This is a genomic window from Pseudoalteromonas sp. S4492, from assembly GCF_005886115.1.
GTDB classification, from domain to species: domain Bacteria; phylum Pseudomonadota; class Gammaproteobacteria; order Enterobacterales; family Alteromonadaceae; genus Pseudoalteromonas; species Pseudoalteromonas gelatinilytica.
In genome coordinates this window covers 1-20639 of sequence record NZ_PNCP01000058.1, presented here as the reverse complement: position 1 = coordinate 20639, position 20639 = coordinate 1, and the positions used below count along the sequence as shown (strand labels likewise).

The 20639-nt window shown below is 42.6% G+C and carries 19 protein-coding genes; 10 read left to right on the top strand and 9 right to left on the bottom strand.

The window, feature by feature from the left end; all coding sequences use genetic code 11:
* Positions 1-176: 176 nt before the first annotated feature.
* The gene (gene rsmF, locus CWC28_RS18195) at positions 177-1616 is read right to left on the bottom strand and encodes a 16S rRNA (cytosine(1407)-C(5))-methyltransferase RsmF (RefSeq protein ID WP_105174212.1); all 1440 of its coding nucleotides are present in this window, start codon (positions 1614-1616) and stop codon (positions 177-179) included.
* Positions 1617-1897: 281 nt separating this feature from the next.
* Between rsmF and CWC28_RS18190 the strand changes: the two genes are divergently transcribed.
* The 5 genes from CWC28_RS18190 to prpF all read left to right on the top strand — a co-directional run bounded on the left by CWC28_RS18190 (position 1898) and on the right by prpF (position 8593).
* Entirely contained in the window at positions 1898-2602 is a 705-nt protein-coding gene (locus CWC28_RS18190; protein ID WP_054554723.1) for a GntR family transcriptional regulator, read from the top strand.
* An 84-nt stretch (positions 2603-2686) separates the two neighbouring features.
* Entirely contained in the window at positions 2687-3562 is an 876-nt protein-coding gene (gene prpB, locus CWC28_RS18185; RefSeq protein ID WP_063704936.1) for a methylisocitrate lyase, read from the top strand.
* Positions 3563-3586: 24 nt separating this feature from the next.
* Complete coding sequence (gene prpC / locus CWC28_RS18180) at positions 3587-4711, top strand: bifunctional 2-methylcitrate synthase/citrate synthase (RefSeq protein WP_138625566.1); 1125 nt, start codon at positions 3587-3589, stop codon at positions 4709-4711.
* A gap of 117 nt (positions 4712-4828) precedes the next feature.
* Positions 4829-7420 (top strand): Fe/S-dependent 2-methylisocitrate dehydratase AcnD, encoded by a 2592-nt coding sequence (acnD, locus tag CWC28_RS18175; RefSeq protein WP_138625565.1) that lies wholly within the window; start codon positions 4829-4831, stop codon positions 7418-7420.
* 3 nt (positions 7421-7423) lie between these two features.
* The gene (prpF, locus tag CWC28_RS18170; protein WP_138625564.1) at positions 7424-8593 is read left to right on the top strand and encodes a 2-methylaconitate cis-trans isomerase PrpF; all 1170 of its coding nucleotides are present in this window, start codon (positions 7424-7426) and stop codon (positions 8591-8593) included.
* Between the two features lie 40 nt (positions 8594-8633).
* Here the strand turns inward: prpF and CWC28_RS18165 are convergent, their stop codons facing one another.
* Positions 8634-9542, bottom strand: a complete 909-nt coding sequence (locus CWC28_RS18165) for a substrate-binding periplasmic protein (protein WP_138625563.1) — start codon at positions 9540-9542, stop codon at positions 8634-8636.
* A 194-nt stretch (positions 9543-9736) separates the two neighbouring features.
* Here CWC28_RS18165 and CWC28_RS18160 point away from each other — a divergent pair, with 194 nt between their 5' ends.
* Both CWC28_RS18160 and CWC28_RS18155 read left to right on the top strand, forming a co-directional pair.
* Positions 9737-11683 carry a glycoside hydrolase family 97 protein gene (locus CWC28_RS18160; RefSeq protein WP_138625562.1) on the top strand — a complete coding sequence of 649 codons (1947 nt, stop codon included), beginning with the start codon at positions 9737-9739 and terminating at the stop codon, positions 11681-11683.
* Positions 11684-11876: 193 nt separating this feature from the next.
* Positions 11877-12191 carry a DMT family transporter gene (locus CWC28_RS18155; protein ID WP_062565271.1) on the top strand — a complete coding sequence of 105 codons (315 nt, stop codon included), beginning with the start codon at positions 11877-11879 and terminating at the stop codon, positions 12189-12191.
* Between the two features lie 77 nt (positions 12192-12268).
* Here CWC28_RS18155 and CWC28_RS18150 read toward each other — a convergent pair whose 3' ends face one another.
* From CWC28_RS18150 to CWC28_RS18120, 7 genes are read right to left on the bottom strand one after another with little or no spacing between them, the layout of a single operon-like run.
* Positions 12269-13123 (bottom strand): fumarylacetoacetate hydrolase family protein, encoded by an 855-nt coding sequence (locus tag CWC28_RS18150; RefSeq protein ID WP_063704947.1) that lies wholly within the window; start codon positions 13121-13123, stop codon positions 12269-12271.
* Between the two features lie 20 nt (positions 13124-13143).
* A complete protein-coding gene (locus CWC28_RS18145) occupies positions 13144-13920 on the bottom strand; it encodes an SDR family NAD(P)-dependent oxidoreductase (protein WP_105180896.1) in 777 nt (258 codons plus the stop codon).
* A gap of 22 nt (positions 13921-13942) precedes the next feature.
* Positions 13943-14803 (bottom strand): amidohydrolase family protein, encoded by an 861-nt coding sequence (locus tag CWC28_RS18140; RefSeq protein WP_138625561.1) that lies wholly within the window; start codon positions 14801-14803, stop codon positions 13943-13945.
* Positions 14800-15846 carry an aldo/keto reductase gene (locus CWC28_RS18135; RefSeq protein WP_138625560.1) on the bottom strand — a complete coding sequence of 349 codons (1047 nt, stop codon included), beginning with the start codon at positions 15844-15846 and terminating at the stop codon, positions 14800-14802. The genes CWC28_RS18140 and CWC28_RS18135 overlap by 4 nt, the downstream gene beginning before the upstream one ends.
* Before the next feature lie 24 nt (positions 15847-15870).
* Positions 15871-17019 carry an alpha-hydroxy acid oxidase gene (locus CWC28_RS18130; RefSeq protein ID WP_138625559.1) on the bottom strand — a complete coding sequence of 383 codons (1149 nt, stop codon included), beginning with the start codon at positions 17017-17019 and terminating at the stop codon, positions 15871-15873.
* A gap of 16 nt (positions 17020-17035) precedes the next feature.
* Positions 17036-18220: a UxaA family hydrolase gene (locus CWC28_RS18125; protein ID WP_063704957.1), complete on the bottom strand. Its 1185-nt coding sequence runs from the start codon at positions 18218-18220 to the stop codon at positions 17036-17038.
* A 1-nt stretch (position 18221) separates the two neighbouring features.
* Complete coding sequence (locus CWC28_RS18120; protein WP_082874096.1) at positions 18222-18521, bottom strand: UxaA family hydrolase; 300 nt, start codon at positions 18519-18521, stop codon at positions 18222-18224.
* 297 nt (positions 18522-18818) lie between these two features.
* On the opposite strand from CWC28_RS18120, the gene CWC28_RS22745 reads away from it, so the two are divergent.
* Genes CWC28_RS22745 through CWC28_RS18110 form a run of 3 tightly spaced genes read left to right on the top strand, consistent with a single transcriptional unit; the run spans position 18819 to position 20566 of the window.
* The gene (locus CWC28_RS22745; protein WP_502704935.1) at positions 18819-19622 is read left to right on the top strand and encodes an MFS transporter; all 804 of its coding nucleotides are present in this window, start codon (positions 18819-18821) and stop codon (positions 19620-19622) included.
* Positions 19592-20209 carry an MFS transporter gene (locus CWC28_RS22740; protein ID WP_502704934.1) on the top strand — a complete coding sequence of 206 codons (618 nt, stop codon included), beginning with the start codon at positions 19592-19594 and terminating at the stop codon, positions 20207-20209. Before CWC28_RS22745 ends, CWC28_RS22740 begins: the two co-directional genes overlap by 31 nt.
* Positions 20210-20221: 12 nt before the next feature.
* A complete protein-coding gene (locus CWC28_RS18110) occupies positions 20222-20566 on the top strand; it encodes an L-rhamnose mutarotase (RefSeq protein WP_105180890.1) in 345 nt (114 codons plus the stop codon).
* The last annotated feature ends 73 nt before the right edge of the window (positions 20567-20639 follow it).

The following is a 20639-nucleotide window of genomic DNA, read 5'->3' as shown; positions in this document are numbered from 1 at the left end:
TAACTATAAAAAAACACCTTCTAAATTCAGTAGGGAGAAGTAGAAAGTACTTTTAAGTGTAGTTAATCAGCAGGAAATTGCACGGTAAATGTACAAATTTTATACTAGTTTAAAATCAGTCTGTTACAGCTTTTTACCTAAATTAGCGCCTTATTTATACAGTCTTTATGCGCAACTTATACCCAAGTTATCAACTGGGTATTTTGGACTAAATCGCGAGGTAAAGAGTTCTTAATTTTATTCTTTTGCCACTTACCTAGGCCTACCGGACAACCACATAACATTAACACTACTTCACCATTATCTTGCGTTGGTTTTTCGAGCCTAATATCTTTACCGTTAAAGTAATCGTTTGCTTGGCAAGCAGACATCTCAAAGGTATTTTTATCGCAATCTTGGCCAAAGACAGTGGCATACTCGTGAGTTAATCGAACACCACCTTTGTGGATCACACCAAGTTGAATACCTAAACGTGAGTATTTAATTTTATCTTGCAGTTCATCAAAGCCATCTGGAAACAACCAAAGCTCTTTATCACGCTGCATTAAGGTGCCTTTGAGCGATTTTAGACCGAACTGTTTTTTAATTGTTTGCATAAACGCTTGGCTTTGCTTTTTATCAAACTCAGCAAACGGAAATGCGCCTTTTTTAACTTTTTGATTTGGGTTATCGCTTGACGCTATTTTTTTAAATTTAGCAATGAAGAAACCTTCACTGTCGTAAGTTTGCGGCCAAACATGTAAATAACCTTCGCTGGTTGTCGCTTTGTCTGCGCCATCAAACAGGGTATCGAGCGATTGTACTTCGATGCAATTCGGAAACTCTGCTAATAGATACTCACAAACTTGTTGGTTTTCAAGGGGTGTTAAAGTACAGGTCGAATAAACTAATGTACCGCCAGGCTTTAGGGCATAAAAGGCACTTTTGATAAGGGCTTTTTGCACAGCAGCAATATCAATATTAGATTCGATTGACCAATTCTTTAGGGCGTCTGCATCTTTACGAACCGTGCCTTCACCTGAACACGGGGCATCTAGCAAAATACTGTCGAAGCACTCATACATGTAATCCCCAAAGATCACTCCGTCAAAATGTGATAATGCACAATTACCTACGCCCATACGTTTAAGGGTTGCTGCTAATACTTTTAGGCGTGACGATGAAAACTCATTGGCCACTAACACGCCACTATTATCCATCATGGCGGCGATTTGTGATGTTTTTGAACCTGGTGCCGATGCCATATCAAGTACCGCGTCGCTTTGCTTAACTTCGGCTCTCAGTGCTACCGGCGGTAACATTGAGCTGGCTTCTTGCACATACATAGCACCACTTAAGTGTAAATCGGTATTACCGATTGCAAGGGCGGCTTCTTCGTCGCTAGGACGTGTTAGCCAGAATCCTTCTTCACACCATGGAATTGCTGTTAATTCCCATCCTTTTTTGGCGCATTGACGCTGAAATTCAGCGACTGACATTTTTAAAGTATTTACGCGAACAGATCGTCTCAGTGGGCGACGACAGGCTGCAATAAAGTCGTCTAATGATAAATGTTCAGGAAGGTAGCTTTTTACATCATCAATAAATGAGTCAGGAATATATGTATTAGCGTCCACTAAATGGCTCTCACATCACGTAATAATAGCTGGATCATACCATTTATAGCGCTATCGGGGGATATTTTTAGCTTTTTAAGAGTGAGATTGAAGTGTCGACATATTACCAATATAAATGTTCTTTATAGCCATTATTTTTGATAAATATCATTTTATGTCGACATTTCGCTGGTTTTTTAGTCTGTTTTTCCGATCTCAAGGTTGACACATGCAATGATAGGGCGCATAGTGAACTCACAAATTGTCGACAATCTTAATTTAGTACTTTGATAGACCTATTTATGACAGAGCAAAAAGCCAACGATAACTACAACGATATCACGATAACAACTGCATCAGACCAAGTGTTTGTCGACATGCGTCGTGAAATTGTACAAGGCACCATTGAGCAGGGCAGCAAAATTTCTGAGCCAGAACTTGCTAAACGCTATGGTGTAAGCCGTGCCACCTTACGTGAGGCACTAAATCGTTTAGAGAGCTGTTATTTGGTCGAGCGTAAAGCGAATGTCGGTTGTCGTGTTGTTGCGCTAACCGCCGAGCGTTTAATCGAAGTCTATCAGGTTCGTAGTGCCCTAGAAGGGCTGGCTTGTCGGTTAGCTGCCGACAACATGGAACCTGAAGAAGTGCAGGGTTTAAAACAGTTATTGAACCAGCACTTACAAACACAGCGTGTAAAAGAAGGTGAATCATACTACCAAGAAGCGGGCGACCTTGATTTTCATTATCGCATTATTAAAGGGTCGAAAAACGCACACTTAATTCATCTTTTATGTAATGAGTTGTACCAGTTAATTCGTATGTACCGTGTACAAATGGGGATGGTTGGGCCGCGTGTATCAAAAGCGTTTGATGAACACTTAGCTATTATTAATGCCATTGAAAACCATGACGGTGAATTAGCCGAAATGCTTATGAAGCGCCATATTAGTGCGTCTCAGGCAAATATTCAGACGAAGTTTGACTTACTCGCAGCAAAAAATCAGTAGCGCCGTAGTTAAACAGTCACAATTTAGATTTAAAAAATAGAGTCAGCCAAAGAGCTGAAACCGTTCAAAGATAGGAGTTATCAAATGTCAGCAGGATTAAAGTTCAAACAGGCAATTGCCAACAACAAGCCATTACAAGTGGTTGGCACCGTCAACGCGTACTGCGCAATGATGGCAGAGAAAACCGGTCACCAAGCACTTTACCTCTCAGGTGCGGGTGTTGCTAACGCATCATACGGCATGCCAGATTTAGGTATGACTAGCCTAGATAACGTACTTGAAGATATTCGTCGAATCACCAGCGCTACCGACTTACCGCTTCTTGTTGATGCTGACACAGGGTGGGGCGGTGCATTTAATATTGCTCGTACGGTTAAAGAAATGACCAAAGCAGGTGCTGCGGGCTTCCATATTGAAGACCAAGTAGCACAAAAACGTTGTGGTCACCGTCCGAATAAAGAAATCGTGTCTAAAGATGAAATGGTTGACCGTATTAAAGCAGCGGTTGATGCCAAAACAGACAGTGATTTTTACATTATGGCGCGTACTGATGCATTCCAAAAAGAAGGCTTAAATGCAGCTATTGACCGCGCAGCAGCGTGTGTTGAAGCTGGCGCAGACGCTATCTTTGCAGAAGCGGTACATGATTTAGCAGATTACCAAGCGTTTGCTAAAGCGTTAAATGTGCCGATTCTTGCGAACATCACCGAATTTGGCCAAACACCGCTTTATACAACTGAGCAATTAAGCGAAGTAGGTGTTGAAATTGTACTTTACCCACTCAGTGCATTTAGAGCGATGAACAAAGCAGCACTTAATGTGTATTCGTCTATTCTTAGCGAAGGCTCGCAGCAAAGCCAATTAGACAATATGCAAACCCGTGCGGAATTATATGAGTTTTTAGATTATCACTCATATGAAAACACACTCGATAACCTTTTCTCAGCTAAAAAATCATAACGACAACATATAAGGAGAACACTCATGGTAGATAAAGCATTAGGCGGCGCAGGTTTACGTGGTCAAGTAGCAGGTGAAACAGCACTGTGTACAGTAGGTAAATCAGGTTCAGGTTTAACTTATTGTGGTTATGATATTAGTGAATTAGCAGATAAAGCACAGTTTGAAGAAGTGTCATTTTTACTGTCGCGCGGTGAATTACCAACAGAGTCTGAGCTGACTGAATATAAAGCAAAGCTAAAATCACTACGTGGTTTACCAGATGCACTTAAAACAGTGCTTGAAAACATTCCTAAAGACGCGCATCCAATGGATGTAATGCGTACGGGTTGTTCTATGCTAGGTAACCTAGAAATGGAGCAAGACTTCTCAGAAGCGAATGATGCGATTGACCGCATGGTTGCTGTATTCCCAAGCATTATTTGTTATTGGTATCGCTTTAGCCATGACGGCGTTCGCATCGATACTGAAACTGATGATGATTCGGTAGGTGCACACTTCTTACGTTTATTACATGACGAAGCACCATCAGCACTGTTTGAGCAAGTAATGAATGTGTCTTTAATTCTTTATGCAGAGCATGAGTTTAATGCATCAACATTCACTGCGCGTGTGTGTGCATCAACATTGTCTGATATTCACTCTTGTGTAACGGGTGCGATTGGTAGTTTACGTGGTCCATTGCATGGCGGTGCAAACGAAGCCGCTATGGATATGATTGAAGGCTTCACAAGTGCAGACCAAGCTGAAGATGCGCTGATGGGCATGCTTGCGCGTAAAGACAAGATCATGGGCTTTGGTCATGCCATTTACCGTGAATCAGATCCACGTAATGTGATCATCAAAAAGTGGTCAGAAAAACTGGCAGCAGAAGTGGGTGATGATGTGCTTTATCCAGTGTCTGTTCGCTGTGAAGAAGTTATGTGGCGTGAAAAGAAATTATTCTGTAATGCTGATTTCTTCCATGCATCTGCGTATCACTTCATGGGTATTCCAACTAAGTTATTCACGCCAATTTTCGTGATGAGCCGTGTCACAGGTTGGACAGCACACGTGAAAGAGCAACGTGCTAATAACCGTATTATTCGCCCAAGTGCAGATTATACGGGTCCAGAAGCGCGTAGCTATACGCCAATTTCTGAGCGTTAATCGTTAATTAAATCAGTGATAGGGGTAGCTTAGCTGCCCCTTTATGAAGGGGCGAAATAAATACAAAAACAATCAGTCCACCTTTGTTCACCGTCAACAAGTACAAGTAGAATCATCATGAATACAAACTTTAGAAAACCATTAGCAGGCACCGGCGTCGATTACTTTGATACGCGCGCTGCTGTTGATGCAATTAAACCAGGCAGCTATGCCACACTTCCTTACACATCGCGAGTACTTGCCGAAAACTTAGTTCGTCGCTGTGACCCTGAAATGCTAAATGATGCACTGTCGCAATTGATTGACCGTAAGCGTGATTTAGATTTTCCATGGTTTCCTGCGCGCGTTGTGTGTCACGACATCTTAGGTCAAACAGCACTAGTTGATTTAGCAGGCCTGCGTGATGCCATAGCTGCAAAAGGCGGCGATCCTGCAAAAGTGAACCCTGTGGTACCAACACAGTTAATTGTTGACCATTCATTAGCGGTTGAACACGCAGGTTTTGAACCTGACGCATTTGAAAAAAACCGTGCTATTGAAGACCGTCGTAACGATGACCGATTCCACTTTATTAATTGGACGAAAACAGCATTTAAAAATATTGATGTGATCCCGCCGGGTAACGGCATTATGCATCAAATCAATTTAGAGAAAATGTCACCTGTGATCCAAAAACGTGATGGCGTGGCATTCCCAGATACATTAGTTGGTACAGATAGCCACACACCTATGGTCGATGCGCTAGGTGTTATTGCTGTCGGTGTAGGTGGTCTTGAAGCTGAAAGTGTGATGCTTGGCCGTGCATCTTACATGCGTTTACCAGATATTGTGGGTGTCGAGCTCAAAGGCAAGCCACAACCGGGTATTACTGCAACCGATATCGTACTAGCTATCACCGAATTTTTACGTAATGAAAGAGTTGTGTCGACCTACCTTGAATTTTATGGTGAAGGTGCCGATGCACTTACTTTAGGCGATAGAGCAACTATCTCTAATATGACGCCAGAGTTTGGCGCAACAGCTGCGATGTTCTACATCGATGACAACACACTTGATTACCTACGTTTAACTGGCCGTGAAGAAGAGCAAGTTCAACTCGTCGAAACTTACGCTAAAGAGACTGGCCTTTGGAGTGACAGTCTTAAAACGGCTGAGTATGAGCGTGTGTTAACCTTTGATCTATCGTCAGTTGGTCGCAATATTGCGGGCCCTTCAAATCCACATCGCCGTGTTGCAACAAGCGAACTTGATAAAGCAGGTATCACTGGCGTCGTTGAGAATGAAGAAGGCTTAATGCCAGATGGTGCCTGTATCATTGCTGCAATCACAAGTTGTACGAATACTAGTAATCCACGCAATGTTATTGCCGCAGGTTTACTTGCGCGTAATGCTAACGCTAAAGGGTTAACTCGTAAGCCATGGGTTAAAACATCACTGGCACCGGGTTCTAAAGCGGTTAAGTCTTACTTAGAAGAAGCCAATTTATTACCTGAACTTGAACAACTTGGCTTTGGTATCGTTGCCTTTGCGTGTACAACTTGTAACGGCATGAGTGGTGCGCTTGATCCTAAAATTCAGCAAGAAGTGATTGACCGCGACCTATACGCAACCGCTGTACTTTCGGGTAACCGTAACTTCGATGGTCGTATTCATCCTTATGCAAAACAAGCATTCTTAGCTTCACCGCCACTGGTTGTTGCTTATGCTATCGCCGGTACTATTCGTTTTGATATCGAAAAAGATATATTAGGGCATGATCAACAAGGCAACGAAATTCGCCTTATGGATTTATGGCCAACAGATGAAGAAATTGATGCAGTGATCAAACAAAGTGTTAAACCTGAACAATTTAAAAAGGTTTACGAGCCAATGTTTGATTTAAGTGTAGATTACGGTGAAGACAACGATCCGCTTTACCAATGGCGTCCACAAAGTACTTATATTCGTCGTCCTCCTTATTGGGAAGGCGCATTAGCAGGTGAGCGTACATTAAGCGGAATGCGTGCATTAGCCGTATTGGGTGACAACATCACTACTGACCACTTATCACCTTCGAATGCGATTTTAGCGTCAAGTGCTGCTGGTGAGTACCTCGCTAAAATGGGTCTACCGGAAGAAGATTTTAACTCGTATGCTACTCACCGAGGCGACCATTTAACAGCACAGCGTGCAACATTCGCTAACCCTAAGTTACTGAATGAAATGGTTAAAGAAAATGGTGAAGTGAAGCAAGGTTCATATGCTCGCATTGAACCAGAAGGCAAAGTGACGCGTATGTGGGAAGCTATCGAAACCTACATGCAGCGCAAACAACCGCTTATCATTGTGGCAGGTGCAGATTATGGCCAAGGCTCATCACGTGACTGGGCAGCTAAGGGGGTACGCCTTGCTGGTGTTGAAGTGATTGCAGCAGAAGGTTTTGAGCGTATTCACCGCACTAACCTAATTGGTATGGGCGTATTACCGCTTGAATTTAAAGCGGGCACCACGCGAACTACATTAGGTATTGATGGCAGTGAGACCTTTAGTGTGAAAGGTGAGCCAACACCAGGCGCAACACTGACATTAGTTATTACCCGTGCCAATGGTGAAACTGTTGAAATACCAATGACGTGTCGTTTAGATACAGCTGAAGAAGTGTCAATTTATTCAGCGGGTGGTGTGCTGCAACGTTTCGCGCAAGATTTCTTAGAATCTGAGGAGCACTAAGCAATGGCATTTAAACCACAAATTAAGGTGCCAGCGACCTATATGCGTGGCGGCACCAGTAAAGGAGTGTTCTTTAACTTAACTGATTTACCTGAGCCTGCCCAAGTGGCAGGTGAGGCGCGCGATAACCTGTTATTACGTGTGATTGGCAGTCCCGATCCTTACCAAAAACAAACTGATGGTATGGGCGGTGCAACCTCGAGCACCAGTAAAACGGTGATTTTATCGAAAAGTACTAAAGCTGATCACGATGTTGATTATTTGTTTGGTCAAGTGGCTATCGATAAGGCGTTTGTTGATTGGAGTGGTAACTGCGGTAATTTAACTTCAGCAGTCGGGGCCTTTGCTGTGTCGAATGGTCTTGTTGATGCCAGCAAAATTCCAGAGAACGGCGTTGTTGAAGTTAAAGTATGGCAAGTCAATATTAGTAAAACCATCATAGTGCACGTGCCAATTACTAACGGTGAAGTGCAAGAAACTGGTGATTTTGAGCTTGATGGCGTGACCTTCCCAGCCGCTGAAGTGAAACTTGAATTTATGGACCCTGCAGATGGCGAAGGGGCCTTATTTCCAACAGGTAACTTAGTCGATGAGCTAGAAGTGCCGGGTATTGGTATGTTGTCTGCAACGATGATCAATGCGGGTATTCCTACAGTTTTCATTAACGCCAGTGAAGTTGGCTACGATGGCACAGAGCTACAAGAAGCCATTAACGGTGATGCATCTGCACTTGAAAAATTAGAAACGATTCGTGCCTACGGGGCGTTGAAAATGGGGCTAATTTCTCATATTGATGAAGCAAAGGCACGTCAACATACGCCAAAAGTAGCTTGGGTTGCACCAGCAAAGACTTACCATGCATCAAGTGGTAAAGTTGTCAGTGATAAAGATATTGATTTAGTGGTACGTGCTATGTCGATGGGTAAATTGCACCATGCCATGATGGGCACCGCTGCGGTTGCAATAGGTACTGCAGCTGCTATTCCTGGTACCTTGGTAAACCTTGCTGCAGGTGGTGGTGAGCGTCAGGAAGTAAACTTTGGTCATCCTTCTGGCACTTTAAAAGTGGGCGCTGCTGCAACACTTGTTGATGGTAATTGGCAAGTCACCAAAGCGAGTATGAGCCGAAGTGCGCGTGTGTTGATGGAAGGCTGGGTTAGAGTGCCCGAGTAGTACTCAATAGCGTACTGATTTAATCAAAATAAAGCGGCGGTTACGCCGCTTTTTCTAATCCGTAGCACTGTTGTTTCATTCCTTCGATGAACTCGTTAAACTTGCCGCTTTGTTGCATGAGTTCTATTTCATCATTTAAATCTTGTAAAACTTTTTGCCACTGCGGCGTTGATTTACTGACAGAAAAATAAAGCGGTTTGTATTCAAGTTTAGGCTCTAGCGCGACCAGTGATTCTAAAATTTGTCGTTTGCCGCTAATTGATAATTCAGATTTATAAACACTGGCTTTTAACACCTCAAGATCTGCCACAATCAGGCTTACTCGGTTACTAAGTAACAGTTGAATTAGTTGGTACTCATTATTAGCGACGATTGTATCGATTTCTTTATTATCAATCATGGCATCGAGCTCTTTAGTGTTTTTATACGAACGTACTACACCAATTGGTAAATTTTTAACGGATTTTAAATCCCCATTGAATGGAATTTGATTTCCTTTTAACGCCACGAATGATAAATCCCCACCCGGAATAGCATGACTCAAAGCGAGTAAATCGTTGCGAGTTTTATCGAGGAAATTATCTGAGATAACATCATCTTCAATAAAGTACTCAGGGAAGAGAATATCAGCGCGACCTAATTCAGCTTCTCTTACGGCGCGTGCCCACGGATAAAAGCTAATTTGCACGCCATAGCCTTTTTCAAGTAAGGAGCTTACAGCAAATTGGTAAAGCCAGCCTTTGTTGCATAAGTTTTCGTCTATGTAAGGAGGCCAATCTAAGGTGACGAGCTTTAAAACATGGTTGGCATCTAAGTTATAACCATATCCGCCGTTGAAACGCACCGCTTCTTCAGTGATGATTTCGCCATTTTTTTCAAAGCTAACAGGCGTAAGACCCGCAAGAGCTTGATATGAGACGAATAAAAAAAGCACTGTCAGTAGTTTCATAAATTTTCTAAGTTTTTGTTATTTATCTAAAGCTTAGCCTTTTGTCGTAAATATACAACCTTGGAACTGTAACAATATCTAACGGGCTTGATGCGTTTTTCGATCACTTCTAACTCGATAGGAGTTGGGTGACAAAAATGCTTTGATTGTATTATGATATCACTTATTGCATTTGCAGATTAAGGATAACAACAATGATAAAACCAAGTATCTACATATCACTGCTTACAAGCTCTATGCTTGCTCACGCACATTTACCGCTTAGCGTGACAAGCCCAGATGGACAAATAACTGTAAAACTCGAAAAACAACAAAACCAACTTGTTTATAGCGTAAATTATGGCAAGCAAGTGTTTTTGCAGCAATCACAGCTTGGTTTAAAAACCAACCTGGGTGATTTTTCACAAAGCCTAAAATATAAAAGCCATACAACCGCTTCAGTCAATGAAAGCTATAAGCTGCATAATGCGAAGGTTAGTGACGTAAACTACACGGCAAATTCACTCAAAGCGCAATTTGAAAACCAAGACGGCAGAATGCTTGGCGTCGAGTTTAATGTGTCTGATAGCGATGTTGCGTTTCGCTATCAAATCTCAGGGACTGAAACAGATACCCGTATTAAGGTGTTAGCTGAATACAGTGCTTTTAACCTACCAGATAATGCAACTACATTTATAAGCCCACAAGCCTTACCTGAAACGGGCTGGATGCAAACAAAACCAAGTTACGAAGAGCCTTACACCTTTAACGAAGCCCTTGGAACACCGTCAGCGAACGGCGTGGGCTATACCTTTCCTGCATTATTTAAAAATAGCGATAAAGGTTGGTTATTAATTTCTGAAACCGGTGTTGATAGCCATTATGTTGGCTCAAAATTAAGTGAAGGCACAAAAGACGGTATTTATCGGATTTCATTTCCTCAGGCTGGAGAAAACAATGGCATTGGTGCAACTTATGCGGCTATGGCAATGCCTGCAACCACACCTTGGCGCACCATCACGTTAGGAGCAAGTTTAAAACCAATCGTTGAATCAACCGTGGCGTTTGATTTAGTTAAACCCCTTTATCAAGCAAGCCAAGATTATAAAATGGGTCGTTCAACATGGAGCTGGATTGTTTGGCAAGACCCAAGTATCAACTACGATGATCAAATCAAATTTATCGATTTAGCTTCATCATTAAATTTTGAATATGTATTAATCGACAATTGGTGGGATAAAAACATTGGCCGCGAGAGAATGGCTGAATTGGTTAAGTACGCTAATGGTAAGGGCGTTGATGTTATTTTGTGGTACAACTCAAATGGCTGGTGGAATGACGCACCTCAAACCCCACAAAATAGAATGAACAGTGCACCTGCACGTCGAAATGAAATGGCGTGGTTGCAAAGCATTGGTGTTAAAGGGCTTAAAGTAGATTTTTTTGGTGGTGACAAACAAGAGACCATTAAACTCTACGAAGATATTCTCACTGATGCAAATCAGTATGGTTTAGTGATCACCTTTCATGGCAGCACTATCCCGCGTGGCTGGGAAAGAATGTATCCTAACTTCGTCACATCTGAAGCGGTTCTAGCATCGGAGAACCTTGTTTTTCATCAAAATTCGTTAGATTTACATGCCTATAACGCGACTATTTTACCGTTCACTCGTAATGCTATTGGCGCTATGGATTTTGCCCCAGTGTTTTTAAACAAACGCTTATCTCAAGATCAAACCGTCGGCACTATTCGTAAAACCACAGATGCATTTGAACTGGCAACAGGTGTGCTTTATCAATCACCAGTACAACATTTTGGCCTGACGCCAAATAACCTTGTAGAGCAACCTCAATTTGTTATTGATACTTTAAAGGCGATGCCAACGGTATGGGATGAAACACGTTATATTGCAGGTCAGCCGGGTCAAGATGTAACGATCGCAAGGCGTCATCAGCAAACATGGTGGGTAGCAGCCGTGAATGGTGAAAATAAAGCCAAAACATTCGATATCGATTTACCTATGTTAGCGGGCAAAAAAGTCACCCTGTTGTTTGACAAAAAAGATGGCAGTGCTGGTACTAAGCAAGTCACAGTAAGTAACAGTGGCAAGTTAACCTTAAACTTATTAGCTCAAGGTGGCGCACTGATTATTGGTCGCTAACTGTGAGTTAATAGGCGATAAACAAAACCAAGTAGAGAAAAGCGAGCAGGTTGCTCGCTTTTTTTTGACTATAGTTGCCTTACTAATTTGGGCGTGCTAGATTTCGTTGGGTGTGGTGATGTACTACACCGCTTTGAGGACGACCTTAAAGTTGTTATTTAAATTCGGGGACGACCCCATAAAGAGGTCGACCATGAATTGGATCCTACTTATTGCTGCTGGCTTACTTGAAGTCGCTTGGGCTTATGGCCTAAAACAATCAAACGGTTTTACTAAACCACTCATTTCATTCTTTACAATTTTAACCATGGCTGCGAGCTTCTATTGCTTAAGCGTGGCGCTTAAATCATTACCACTCAGTTTGGCTTATGCAGTTTGGGTAGGTATCGGCGTAATTGGCTCTGCAATTATTGGCATGACGCTATTATCAGAAGGCGTAAGCCTATTAAAAATTGCCAGCTTACTGCTGATTGCCCTTGGAATTATTGGTTTGAAACTCGCCAATTAGTGTTTGAATAAAAATCCGATAGGCTGTTGCTCTATCGGATTTTGGGTCTAGATCAAATGCAATTTGGGATTTATTAATTAGTGTAATTTTTTATAATCAACGACGACTTGCTGTTGTACGCCAAGGCCTTCAATGCCAAGGGTAACTGTGTCGCCGTCTTTTAAGTAAACCGGTGGAGTTTGCCCTAAACCCACACCTGGTGGCGTGCCGGTAGAGATAACATCACCCGGTTGTAAACTCATAAATTGGCTGAGATAACTAACTATAAACGCTGGATCAAACACCATGGTTTTTGTGTTGCCGTTTTGGTATTGGGTATCGTTCACCTTTAACCACATATCTAAATTAAGTGGATCCGGAATTTCATCTTTGGTGACTAACCATGGGCCAAGTGGGCCAAATGTGTCACAGCCTTTCCCTTTATCCCACTGTGAACCGCGTTCTAGCTGGAAGTTTCGTTCAGACACATCGTTACACACACAATAACCAGCAATGTAATCATAAGCGTTTTCTACATCGACATACGAGGCGTGTTTACCAATTACAATGGCAAGTTCAACTTCCCAGTCTAGCTTTTTGCTATTTTTAGGCTTGATTATATTGTCGTTAGGGCCGCTAATCGCGCTGGTGGCTTTGCTAAATACTTCAGGCTCATTGGGAATAGCCATGCCAGATTCTGCAGCGTGATCAGCATAGTTTAAGCCAATACAAATAAACTTACCTACATCAGCAATACATGAACCGATACGCACCGGCTCTTCAATAAGCGGCAAGGTGTTTAAGTCGATTTGACTAATAAAATTGAGTGTTACTGGTGATAAAGCTTGGCCATTGATGTCTTTGAGCACGTTACTTAAACAACGTAGCTTACCATCGCTATCAATGATGCCGGGTTTCTCTTGGCCAAAAGGGCCGTATCTTAGTAGTTTCATGATGATTCTCTTTACTTCTATTAGTTATTCAAGGTGACGAAACCGCCATCAATGGGAAAATTACTGCCGGTAATAAAGGCTGCATCATCGGAGCAGAGGTAATCGACCAGTCCGGCAATTTCTTCTGGTTTGCCCATACGACCTATAGGTTGACTTTTGGAGAGCTTTTCAAACATTTCAGCTTGATTATCTGGGTAACTTTGGGCTAAAAAATTATCAACAAATGGGGTGTGCACTCGACCAGGCGCAATGCAGTTACAGCGGATGCCATCATTTATATAGTCTTTTGCAACGGAATAGGTCATGGTCAATACCGCGCCTTTCGTCATTGAATATGCAAACCTGTGAGCAATACCGACTGATGATGCAACCGAAGCAAGGTTAATAATGACGCCGCTTTTTCGAGATTTCATGCTCTCGATAGCTGCATGAATACAGTTATAAACGCCTTTAACATTAATGTTATACAGTCTGTCCAAATCAGCTTCTGTGGTGTTTTCGATATTGCCGATATGGGCAATACCGGCGTTGTTAACCAAAATATCAATGGGGTAGTGCTTGGTAATCGTATTAAATAACTCGTGAACTTGTTGATGGTTTGCAACATCGACGGCGTACGCATCGGCACTGCCATTGTCACGAAGAATTTCATCTTTCACTAAGTTTGCAGCGTCAAGGTTTAAATCAACCACCATGATATGAATGTCACGTTTTGCCAAGCGTAAACAGATACTTCGCCCGATGCCGCTTCCACCACCGGTTACTAGGGCAATTTTTTTTGTGTTTTGCTGGGTCATAAAAAATCCTTAACTGGGGGAATTAAAATAATCGGTAAAGTCTTTTGGCATTATCGGACCAAATCTTTCGCTGCTCAGAGACTGGTAGAACACTTATCAGCACATCGCTGATGTAATGCCAGTCGGTATAACAGCCATTCATGTTAACCACTGGCCAGTCGCTGCCCCATAAAATTCGGTTGGCACCAAATAACTGATAAATGAGTTCGAAGTAGGGGCGATATGTATCGATATCGACACAATCAGCCTGTGCTTGTGACATAAGCCCGGAAAACTTAATCGAGACATTTTTTAAGCATGCAAGTTGATAGAGCATGTCTTCCCAATGTTCAGACTTTGGCTTTGTTAAATCTGGTTTAGCCAGATGATTAATAACGATGTTTAGATGAGGATGCTGCTTAGCAATAGTGAGTACGTGCGGTAAGTGACACTCATGCACTAGGGCATCAAAACAGAGCTTATGCGCCGCTAAAAATTGGAAAATTGGCGTAAATTTAGGGTTTAAGATCCAATCAATTTGCTCAATGTCTTGCAGCATCGGCCGTACACCTTTGAAGTAAGGATCTGAAGCAAATAAGTTTAACTGTCTTAGAGCGTTTGTATCGGTAAAGTCGACCCAACCAACAACACCTGCAATAAAGCTATGGGACTTAGCAAGTTTCAGTAAAAAACGCGTTTCATCATGTGAGTCGGCCGCTTGCACCACAATAGTGTTAGCAATGTCATTAATAGCAAGGGTCGTAGTGAGCCTTTCTGGTAAATAATCTTGATACAGCACAGTTAAATCTTCACTTAACCAGCGATAGTCGCCACGGCTCAATTGCCAAAAATGTTGATGGCTATCTATTTTCTTAATCGGGTTGAGTGTGCTGATTGTGTTCATGATGCGTCTCCGCTTTCTGGCGTCGGTGCATGCTGTGCAATTAGACCAGCTGTTTTTAAATCTTGCCAAAACTGGTTCGGGATAACCTGATTAAATAATTCGACGGTTTTGTGCACCCGTTTTTCGTTACCAAGCCCAGGTATAACCGAGGCAACAGCAGGATGCGCGAGTGGAAACTGTAAAGCTGCAGCTGCTAATGTGACATTATGATCAACACAAACAGCTTCAATTTTGGCGACTTTGTCGATGATTTCTTGTGACGCTGGTTGATAGTTGTAGTAAGGGTTTTGAAAATGACGAACGCCCGTAGCTAATATTCCCGAGTTATAGGGGCCACCTAAGATAATAGACGCACCATGCTCTATACATGCAGGTAAAAAATCATCGAGAGGTTGTTGTTCTAATAACGAATAACGACCAGCTAATAAAAAGCAATCGAACTGACCAATTGCCATTGCACGTTGACATATTTCAACTTCGTTAACCCCTAAACCGACAGCCTTAATTTGCCCACTTGTTTTGAGCTCTTCTAACGCTCGGTAGCCGCCTTGCTCAAATTGCATAAAATAAAAGGCATCTCGCTCGGCGTGTGTATCAACGCCTAAATCATGTACGAGTAAAATATCAATTTCAGCTAAACCTAAACGTTGTTGGCTATCTTCAAAAGAGCGCATAATGCCATCGTAGCTGTAGTCATATTGGGCATCAAAAGGCATTGGTGTGGCAAAGCCATGACGCAGCTGCGTTACATCAGCATGGGGATCAGGTTTGATCAATCTGCCAACCTTGGTTGATAGAATATACTCTTTTTTACCAAGACCCCGCAGGGCATCACCAACACGACGTTCACTTAACCCAGCACCATAGCGAGGGGCGGTATCGAATAATGAAATGCCCACATCAATTGCTGCAGTTAAGGTGTTTTTAGCTTCTTCATCGCTCACTGCTTGATATAGGTTACCCATAGAGGCCGCGCCAAAACCGAGGGTTGAAACCTCAATGCCGGTTTTTCCAAGTGGACGCGTTTTAAATGTGTTTTTCATAACCTACCTCTTAAGCAGTTTGTGTTACTTCACCAAAAAATCGGGCAGTTCAGATACAGTGGCGCAACCTAATTGGTTCATGATCTGGGTGATTTGCATAATCAAGGCATTGATGGTGTGAATGCCGCCTTTATCGCCAAGGGCACCCACGCCATACACAAAGGGTCTGCCTAAGAATGTAAAGTCAGCACCGCTTGCAAGTGCACTCACAATGTTTGTTCCGCTACGAAGCCCGCTATCCATAAAAATTTTGATGTCTTTTGAATACTTGGCAGCGACTGTTTGCAGTGGTTTGACGGGAGATTCACCGGCATCTAGCTGACGCGCGCCATGATTTGACATAACAACCCCATCTGCGCCGAGCGCAATGGCCGCTTGTACATCAGACTCATTAATCAACCCTTTAATGATCAAAGGCCCTTGCCATAAATCGCGAATCGGTTTTAAACCTTCCAGATCAACGCGGCCCATGACAGTTTTATTCATAAAAGCTGCCAGCTCATCGGTAGGCATATTTTTTGGCATATACGGCTTGAGCGTTTCCATTTCTGGCTTGCCAGCAAGGGCGGTTTCATAAAGCCAGCGGGGTCTTGCTAGCATCTGCAGAATATTAGACAACGTCATCTTCGGTGGCATGGCTAGACCATTTCGAATATCACGTGGTCTGTAGCCAAAGGTAGGCACATCAACGGTGACCACTAGCACAGGGTAATGAGCTGCTTTGATGCGACTGAGTAAATCGAGCCTAATCTTTTCATCCGTTGGGTTATAAAGCTGAAACCACGCATGGCCTTGTGATACTTCTGCGATTCGTTCAAGGCTAGATGACGAAACCGTGCTTAACACATAAGGAATGTTTTTTTCAGCGGCGGCTTTAGCAAGAATCTCAGGGGCTTTTGGCCACATTAATCCTTGTAAACCAACAGGCGCAATACCAAATGGGGCCGCGTAAGTATGACCAAATAACTCGACAGTTTGGCTGCTACCTGTAAATGGCTTTAATAGCTCACTGCGTAATTGCACACTATTGATGTCATCTCTATTTCGTTTTACACCATGCTCTTGCATACAACCGCCTTCAAGGTAATCGAAGGCAAAGCGAGGAATGCGTTGCTTGGCTTTTTTCTTAAGGTCGGCAACGTCTGGGTAAAGGTGGTTAAAGTAATTGCTCATGATGAATTCCTCAGCTTTATTTCAAGCACGCAGGCCCAATGCTATCGAAGGTTTTATACGTTAATAAAAACTCTTGATGTCCCATTTGCTCTGATTTGGTTTGTTCACCATTGCCAACTCGAACAATCAACTCAAAAATCTCATCACCCACTTGCTTAACGGTTTTACTGCCTTCAATAACAGCGCCGGCATTTATATCCATATCATCACTGAGATTTGCATAGGTTTCTGGGTTGGCGCAGATTTTAATAACCGGTGAAATGGCAGAACCAACAACAGAGCCGCGGCCTGTGGTAAATAAGGTGATATGAGCTCCTGAGGCTATCATTTCGACAATTTCTTGGTTGTCTGAAATATTCGGAAAACCAAACATAGGTTCGCCATCGGGCACCACATCCATTAAGAACAAGCCTTTTTTATTTGGCTTTTCTCCTGGTTTGATAATGCCGTTTATTTGCGATGCGCCAGACTTGGCATAGGCGCCCATTGATTTTTCTTCTTGAGTTGTTAAGCCGCCTTCCGCATTGCCTGGGGCAAAACTGCCATAGCCCATTTTGGCGTAGTAATTTTCTGCTTTGACAACACAATTAATAAGTTGCTTGGCGAGTTCTGGACTTTCGGCTCGATGAGCCATGATTTGCTCACAACCGACAAGTTCACCGGTTTCTTCAAAAATGCAGGTTGCATCCGCGCTAATTAATCGGTCAAAACATTTACCAACTGCCGGGTTTGCGCTTATGCCACTGGTACCATCAGAGCCACCGCAAATAGTACCAATGACGAGCTCATCGAGATGCATGTACTCAATTGGGCATTGAGCAAGTTGCTCAAGCATGATTTGGCTTTGGGTAATGCCTTTGGCAATGGTGTTTTTGGTGCCGCCATTTTGTTGGATCACTAGGGTATTGACTGGGCGACCAGACTCAGCAATCGCATCGCTCAAGTACTCACGATTAAAACCTTCACAGCCTAGTGATACTAATAAAACACCGCCCACATTAGGGTGGGTGCAAATGTTTTTCATCATCGCCAGGGCATAGTTATTTGGGTAGCAGCCCGGAAAACCGATTAGTTGCACATCTGGATGATCCATCTTATTGACGATAGAGCGTGCCACATGGTGTGCGCACTCAACCAAATAAACCACAACTAGGCTATTTCGAATGCCTTTTGAACCATCGTTTCTTAAATAGCCGCGCATATTATTCTCCCGTTACAGAATGGCGAGTGTGACTGGCAATGTAGTCACTTTTCATATTGTGAAGATGAACATGTTGGCCCGTTTTTATTGCTTCAGTCGCAGAGCCAATTGAAGCCCCATACTTTAAAATCTGCTCACCAGCAGCAATATCTTGGCAGGCAATTTTGTGTCCGATGGTGACACTTGAATCGAGTGTTATTACCTGATTTGCAATGTTAATTTGTTCGCCTTTTTGCGCCGATTGGCAGCAAACAATGACATTATCGTGTGGGTGTAACTGTACAAATTTATTCTCAGCCATAGCCATCTCACGTTGTTAATCTGCAACGATTTGAAAAATGAATTTCTTTGTAAAATATGTTTGGGTATGAAGTGAGTCAACGCGTTTAGCGCGTATTTTAAACAGGTTTTTGTATATGAAATTTTGGCTGTAGCGATGTTTTATGTTTAATCATTTGTACAAAAATCACTCTGGCTGATGGTGATTTTCTACATGAAATATGTGTGTCTATATAAACTGGTTTGACATTGTTTGAATCGATTTTACATGGCATAGCGAGTAATCAGTGAGCCTTGTATTAAAACAACAGGCTTGTTTATGAACACACACAAAAGAACACACACGAAACGTAACAAGGACCGCGTCGTATCAAATGACATGCTGATCCCTTTTATTTTGGTTGCGGCACTATTTCCGCTTTGGGGTTTTGCAAACGATATAACCAACCCTTTAGTTAAAGCATTTAAAGATATTTTCTTGATCTCAAACACACAAAGCAGCTTGGTGCAATTTGCGTTTTATTTAGGCTATGGAGTGATGGCAATTCCTGCTGCGTTGTTTATTCGACGCTTTAGTTATAAATACGGCATCGTTTTAGGGCTTGGTCTTTATTCTGTTGGGGCTTTATTGTTTATTCCAGCAAGTATGTATGGCGAGTTTAACTATTTTCTTGCGGCATTATGTATCTTGACCTGTGGTTTAGCGCTGTTAGAGACAACGGCAAACCCGTATATTTTATCAATGGGTAGCCCACAAACTGCAACCAAACGACTTAATTTAGCGCAAGCATTTAACCCATTAGGCTCTTTACTTGGCATGTTTGTGGCCTCAAACCTGATTTTAAATAATCTTCATGTTGCAAAGTTTCGCGCAGAAGAAAAAGCAGCACATCCCGAGTATGCGCAAATGCTACCTTCGGTTGTCGATGGTAAATTAACCGATGCACTACAGCAGTTTGCTGTAACCAATCCTGTACAACACCAACTCATGCAAAGCGCTGATTTAGTGACTATTCGCACTCCGTATGTGGCAATTGCATTGGTTGTGATCTGTTTGTTTATTTGTTTTATCGGTTGCCGAATACACAGCTCATGGCATCAGATAAACGCGATCAAGCATTAAAGCCTTTATTTATAAAGCTCATAAACAACAAACCCTATCGTGAAGGGGTAGTAGCACAGGTGTTTTATGTGGGTGCTCAAATTATGTGTTGGACCTTCATTATTCACTACGGCATGGCTGAAGTAGGGCTAAGTGCAGCCGAGGCGCAGCATTTTAATATTATTGCTATGTGCTTTTTTCTTGCGAGCCGATTTTTATGCACCTACCTACTTAATTGGTTTAAAGCGGGGTTGTTATTAATGTGGTTTGCAATAGCCGGTGCGAGCTTGATGTGTTTGGTGGTTTTTATCGGCGGTGAAGTAGGGCTCTACTCTTTGGTCGCCACCTCTGCCTGTATGTCTTTAATGTTTCCAACTATTTATGGCATTGCGCTAAATGGCTTAAAAGCAGATGCCAGTATTGCCTCTGCGGGGCTGGTAATGGCAATGGCTGGCGGGGCATTAATGCCACCATTACAAGGGATGATTATTGATGCGAACCCCATTGCCTTTTTAAGTGCTGAACAAGCGTCATTTTTATTACCTATGCTGTGTTTTGTTGCAATTACGATTTTTGCGTATCGTGTTGTATTTATTCATAAACAATAAAAGGAGAGTCGGATGCAGTACTGCCTTACATTAGAGCTAAAAAACGACCCAGAGCTTATAGCTACCTACGAGCAATACCATAGCCCTAAGCAAGTTTGGCCTGAAGTCATAAGTGCTATTCGCGATTCAGGAATTACAGACATGGCGATTCATCGTGTTGGCACAACCCTTATCATGATACTGCAAACCGATGATTCATTTAGCTTTACAGAAAAAGCAAAACAAGATGCAATGAACCCAAAGGTGCAACAATGGGAGCGCCTAATGGAGCAGTTTCAGAACGTGGGAAGCAATAATCAACAAAGTAAGTGGCAGTTAGTAGAGAGGATATTTTCGCTAGGGGAACAGGTGGGTTAGTTTCCGAATATAAGTTTCGAGGGGCTAGTTTCAAGTTACAAGTTTCAAGGGGCTTGATCTGACCCCGATAAAG

Bases quoted from the DNA above. Each gene is read 5' to 3' on its own strand.
- CWC28_RS22745 (WP_502704935.1), top strand. From the start codon at position 18,819: ATGAACACACACAAAAGAACACACACGAAACGTAACAAGGACCGCGTC.
- prpB (WP_063704936.1), top strand. From the start codon at position 2,687: ATGTCAGCAGGATTAAAGTTCAAACAGGCAATTGCCAACAACAAGCCA.
- CWC28_RS18160 (WP_138625562.1), top strand. From the start codon at position 9,737: ATGATAAAACCAAGTATCTACATATCACTGCTTACAAGCTCTATGCTT.
- prpC (WP_138625566.1), top strand. From the start codon at position 3,587: ATGGTAGATAAAGCATTAGGCGGCGCAGGTTTACGTGGTCAAGTAGCA.
- CWC28_RS22740 (WP_502704934.1), top strand. From the start codon at position 19,592: ATGGCATCAGATAAACGCGATCAAGCATTAAAGCCTTTATTTATAAAG.
- CWC28_RS18165 (WP_138625563.1), bottom strand. From the start codon at position 9,542: ATGAAACTACTGACAGTGCTTTTTTTATTCGTCTCATATCAAGCTCTT.
- CWC28_RS18140 (WP_138625561.1), bottom strand. From the start codon at position 14,803: ATGAACACAATCAGCACACTCAACCCGATTAAGAAAATAGATAGCCAT.
- acnD (WP_138625565.1), top strand. From the start codon at position 4,829: ATGAATACAAACTTTAGAAAACCATTAGCAGGCACCGGCGTCGATTAC.
- CWC28_RS18125 (WP_063704957.1), bottom strand. From the start codon at position 18,220: ATGCGCGGCTATTTAAGAAACGATGGTTCAAAAGGCATTCGAAATAGC.
- CWC28_RS18145 (WP_105180896.1), bottom strand. From the start codon at position 13,920: ATGACCCAGCAAAACACAAAAAAAATTGCCCTAGTAACCGGTGGTGGA.
- CWC28_RS18155 (WP_062565271.1), top strand. From the start codon at position 11,877: ATGAATTGGATCCTACTTATTGCTGCTGGCTTACTTGAAGTCGCTTGG.
- prpF (WP_138625564.1), top strand. From the start codon at position 7,424: ATGGCATTTAAACCACAAATTAAGGTGCCAGCGACCTATATGCGTGGC.
- CWC28_RS18150 (WP_063704947.1), bottom strand. From the start codon at position 13,123: ATGAAACTACTAAGATACGGCCCTTTTGGCCAAGAGAAACCCGGCATC.
- CWC28_RS18190 (WP_054554723.1), top strand. From the start codon at position 1,898: ATGACAGAGCAAAAAGCCAACGATAACTACAACGATATCACGATAACA.
- CWC28_RS18120 (WP_082874096.1), bottom strand. From the start codon at position 18,521: ATGGCTGAGAATAAATTTGTACAGTTACACCCACACGATAATGTCATT.
- CWC28_RS18135 (WP_138625560.1), bottom strand. From the start codon at position 15,846: ATGAAAAACACATTTAAAACGCGTCCACTTGGAAAAACCGGCATTGAG.
- CWC28_RS18130 (WP_138625559.1), bottom strand. From the start codon at position 17,019: ATGAGCAATTACTTTAACCACCTTTACCCAGACGTTGCCGACCTTAAG.
- CWC28_RS18110 (WP_105180890.1), top strand. From the start codon at position 20,222: ATGCAGTACTGCCTTACATTAGAGCTAAAAAACGACCCAGAGCTTATA.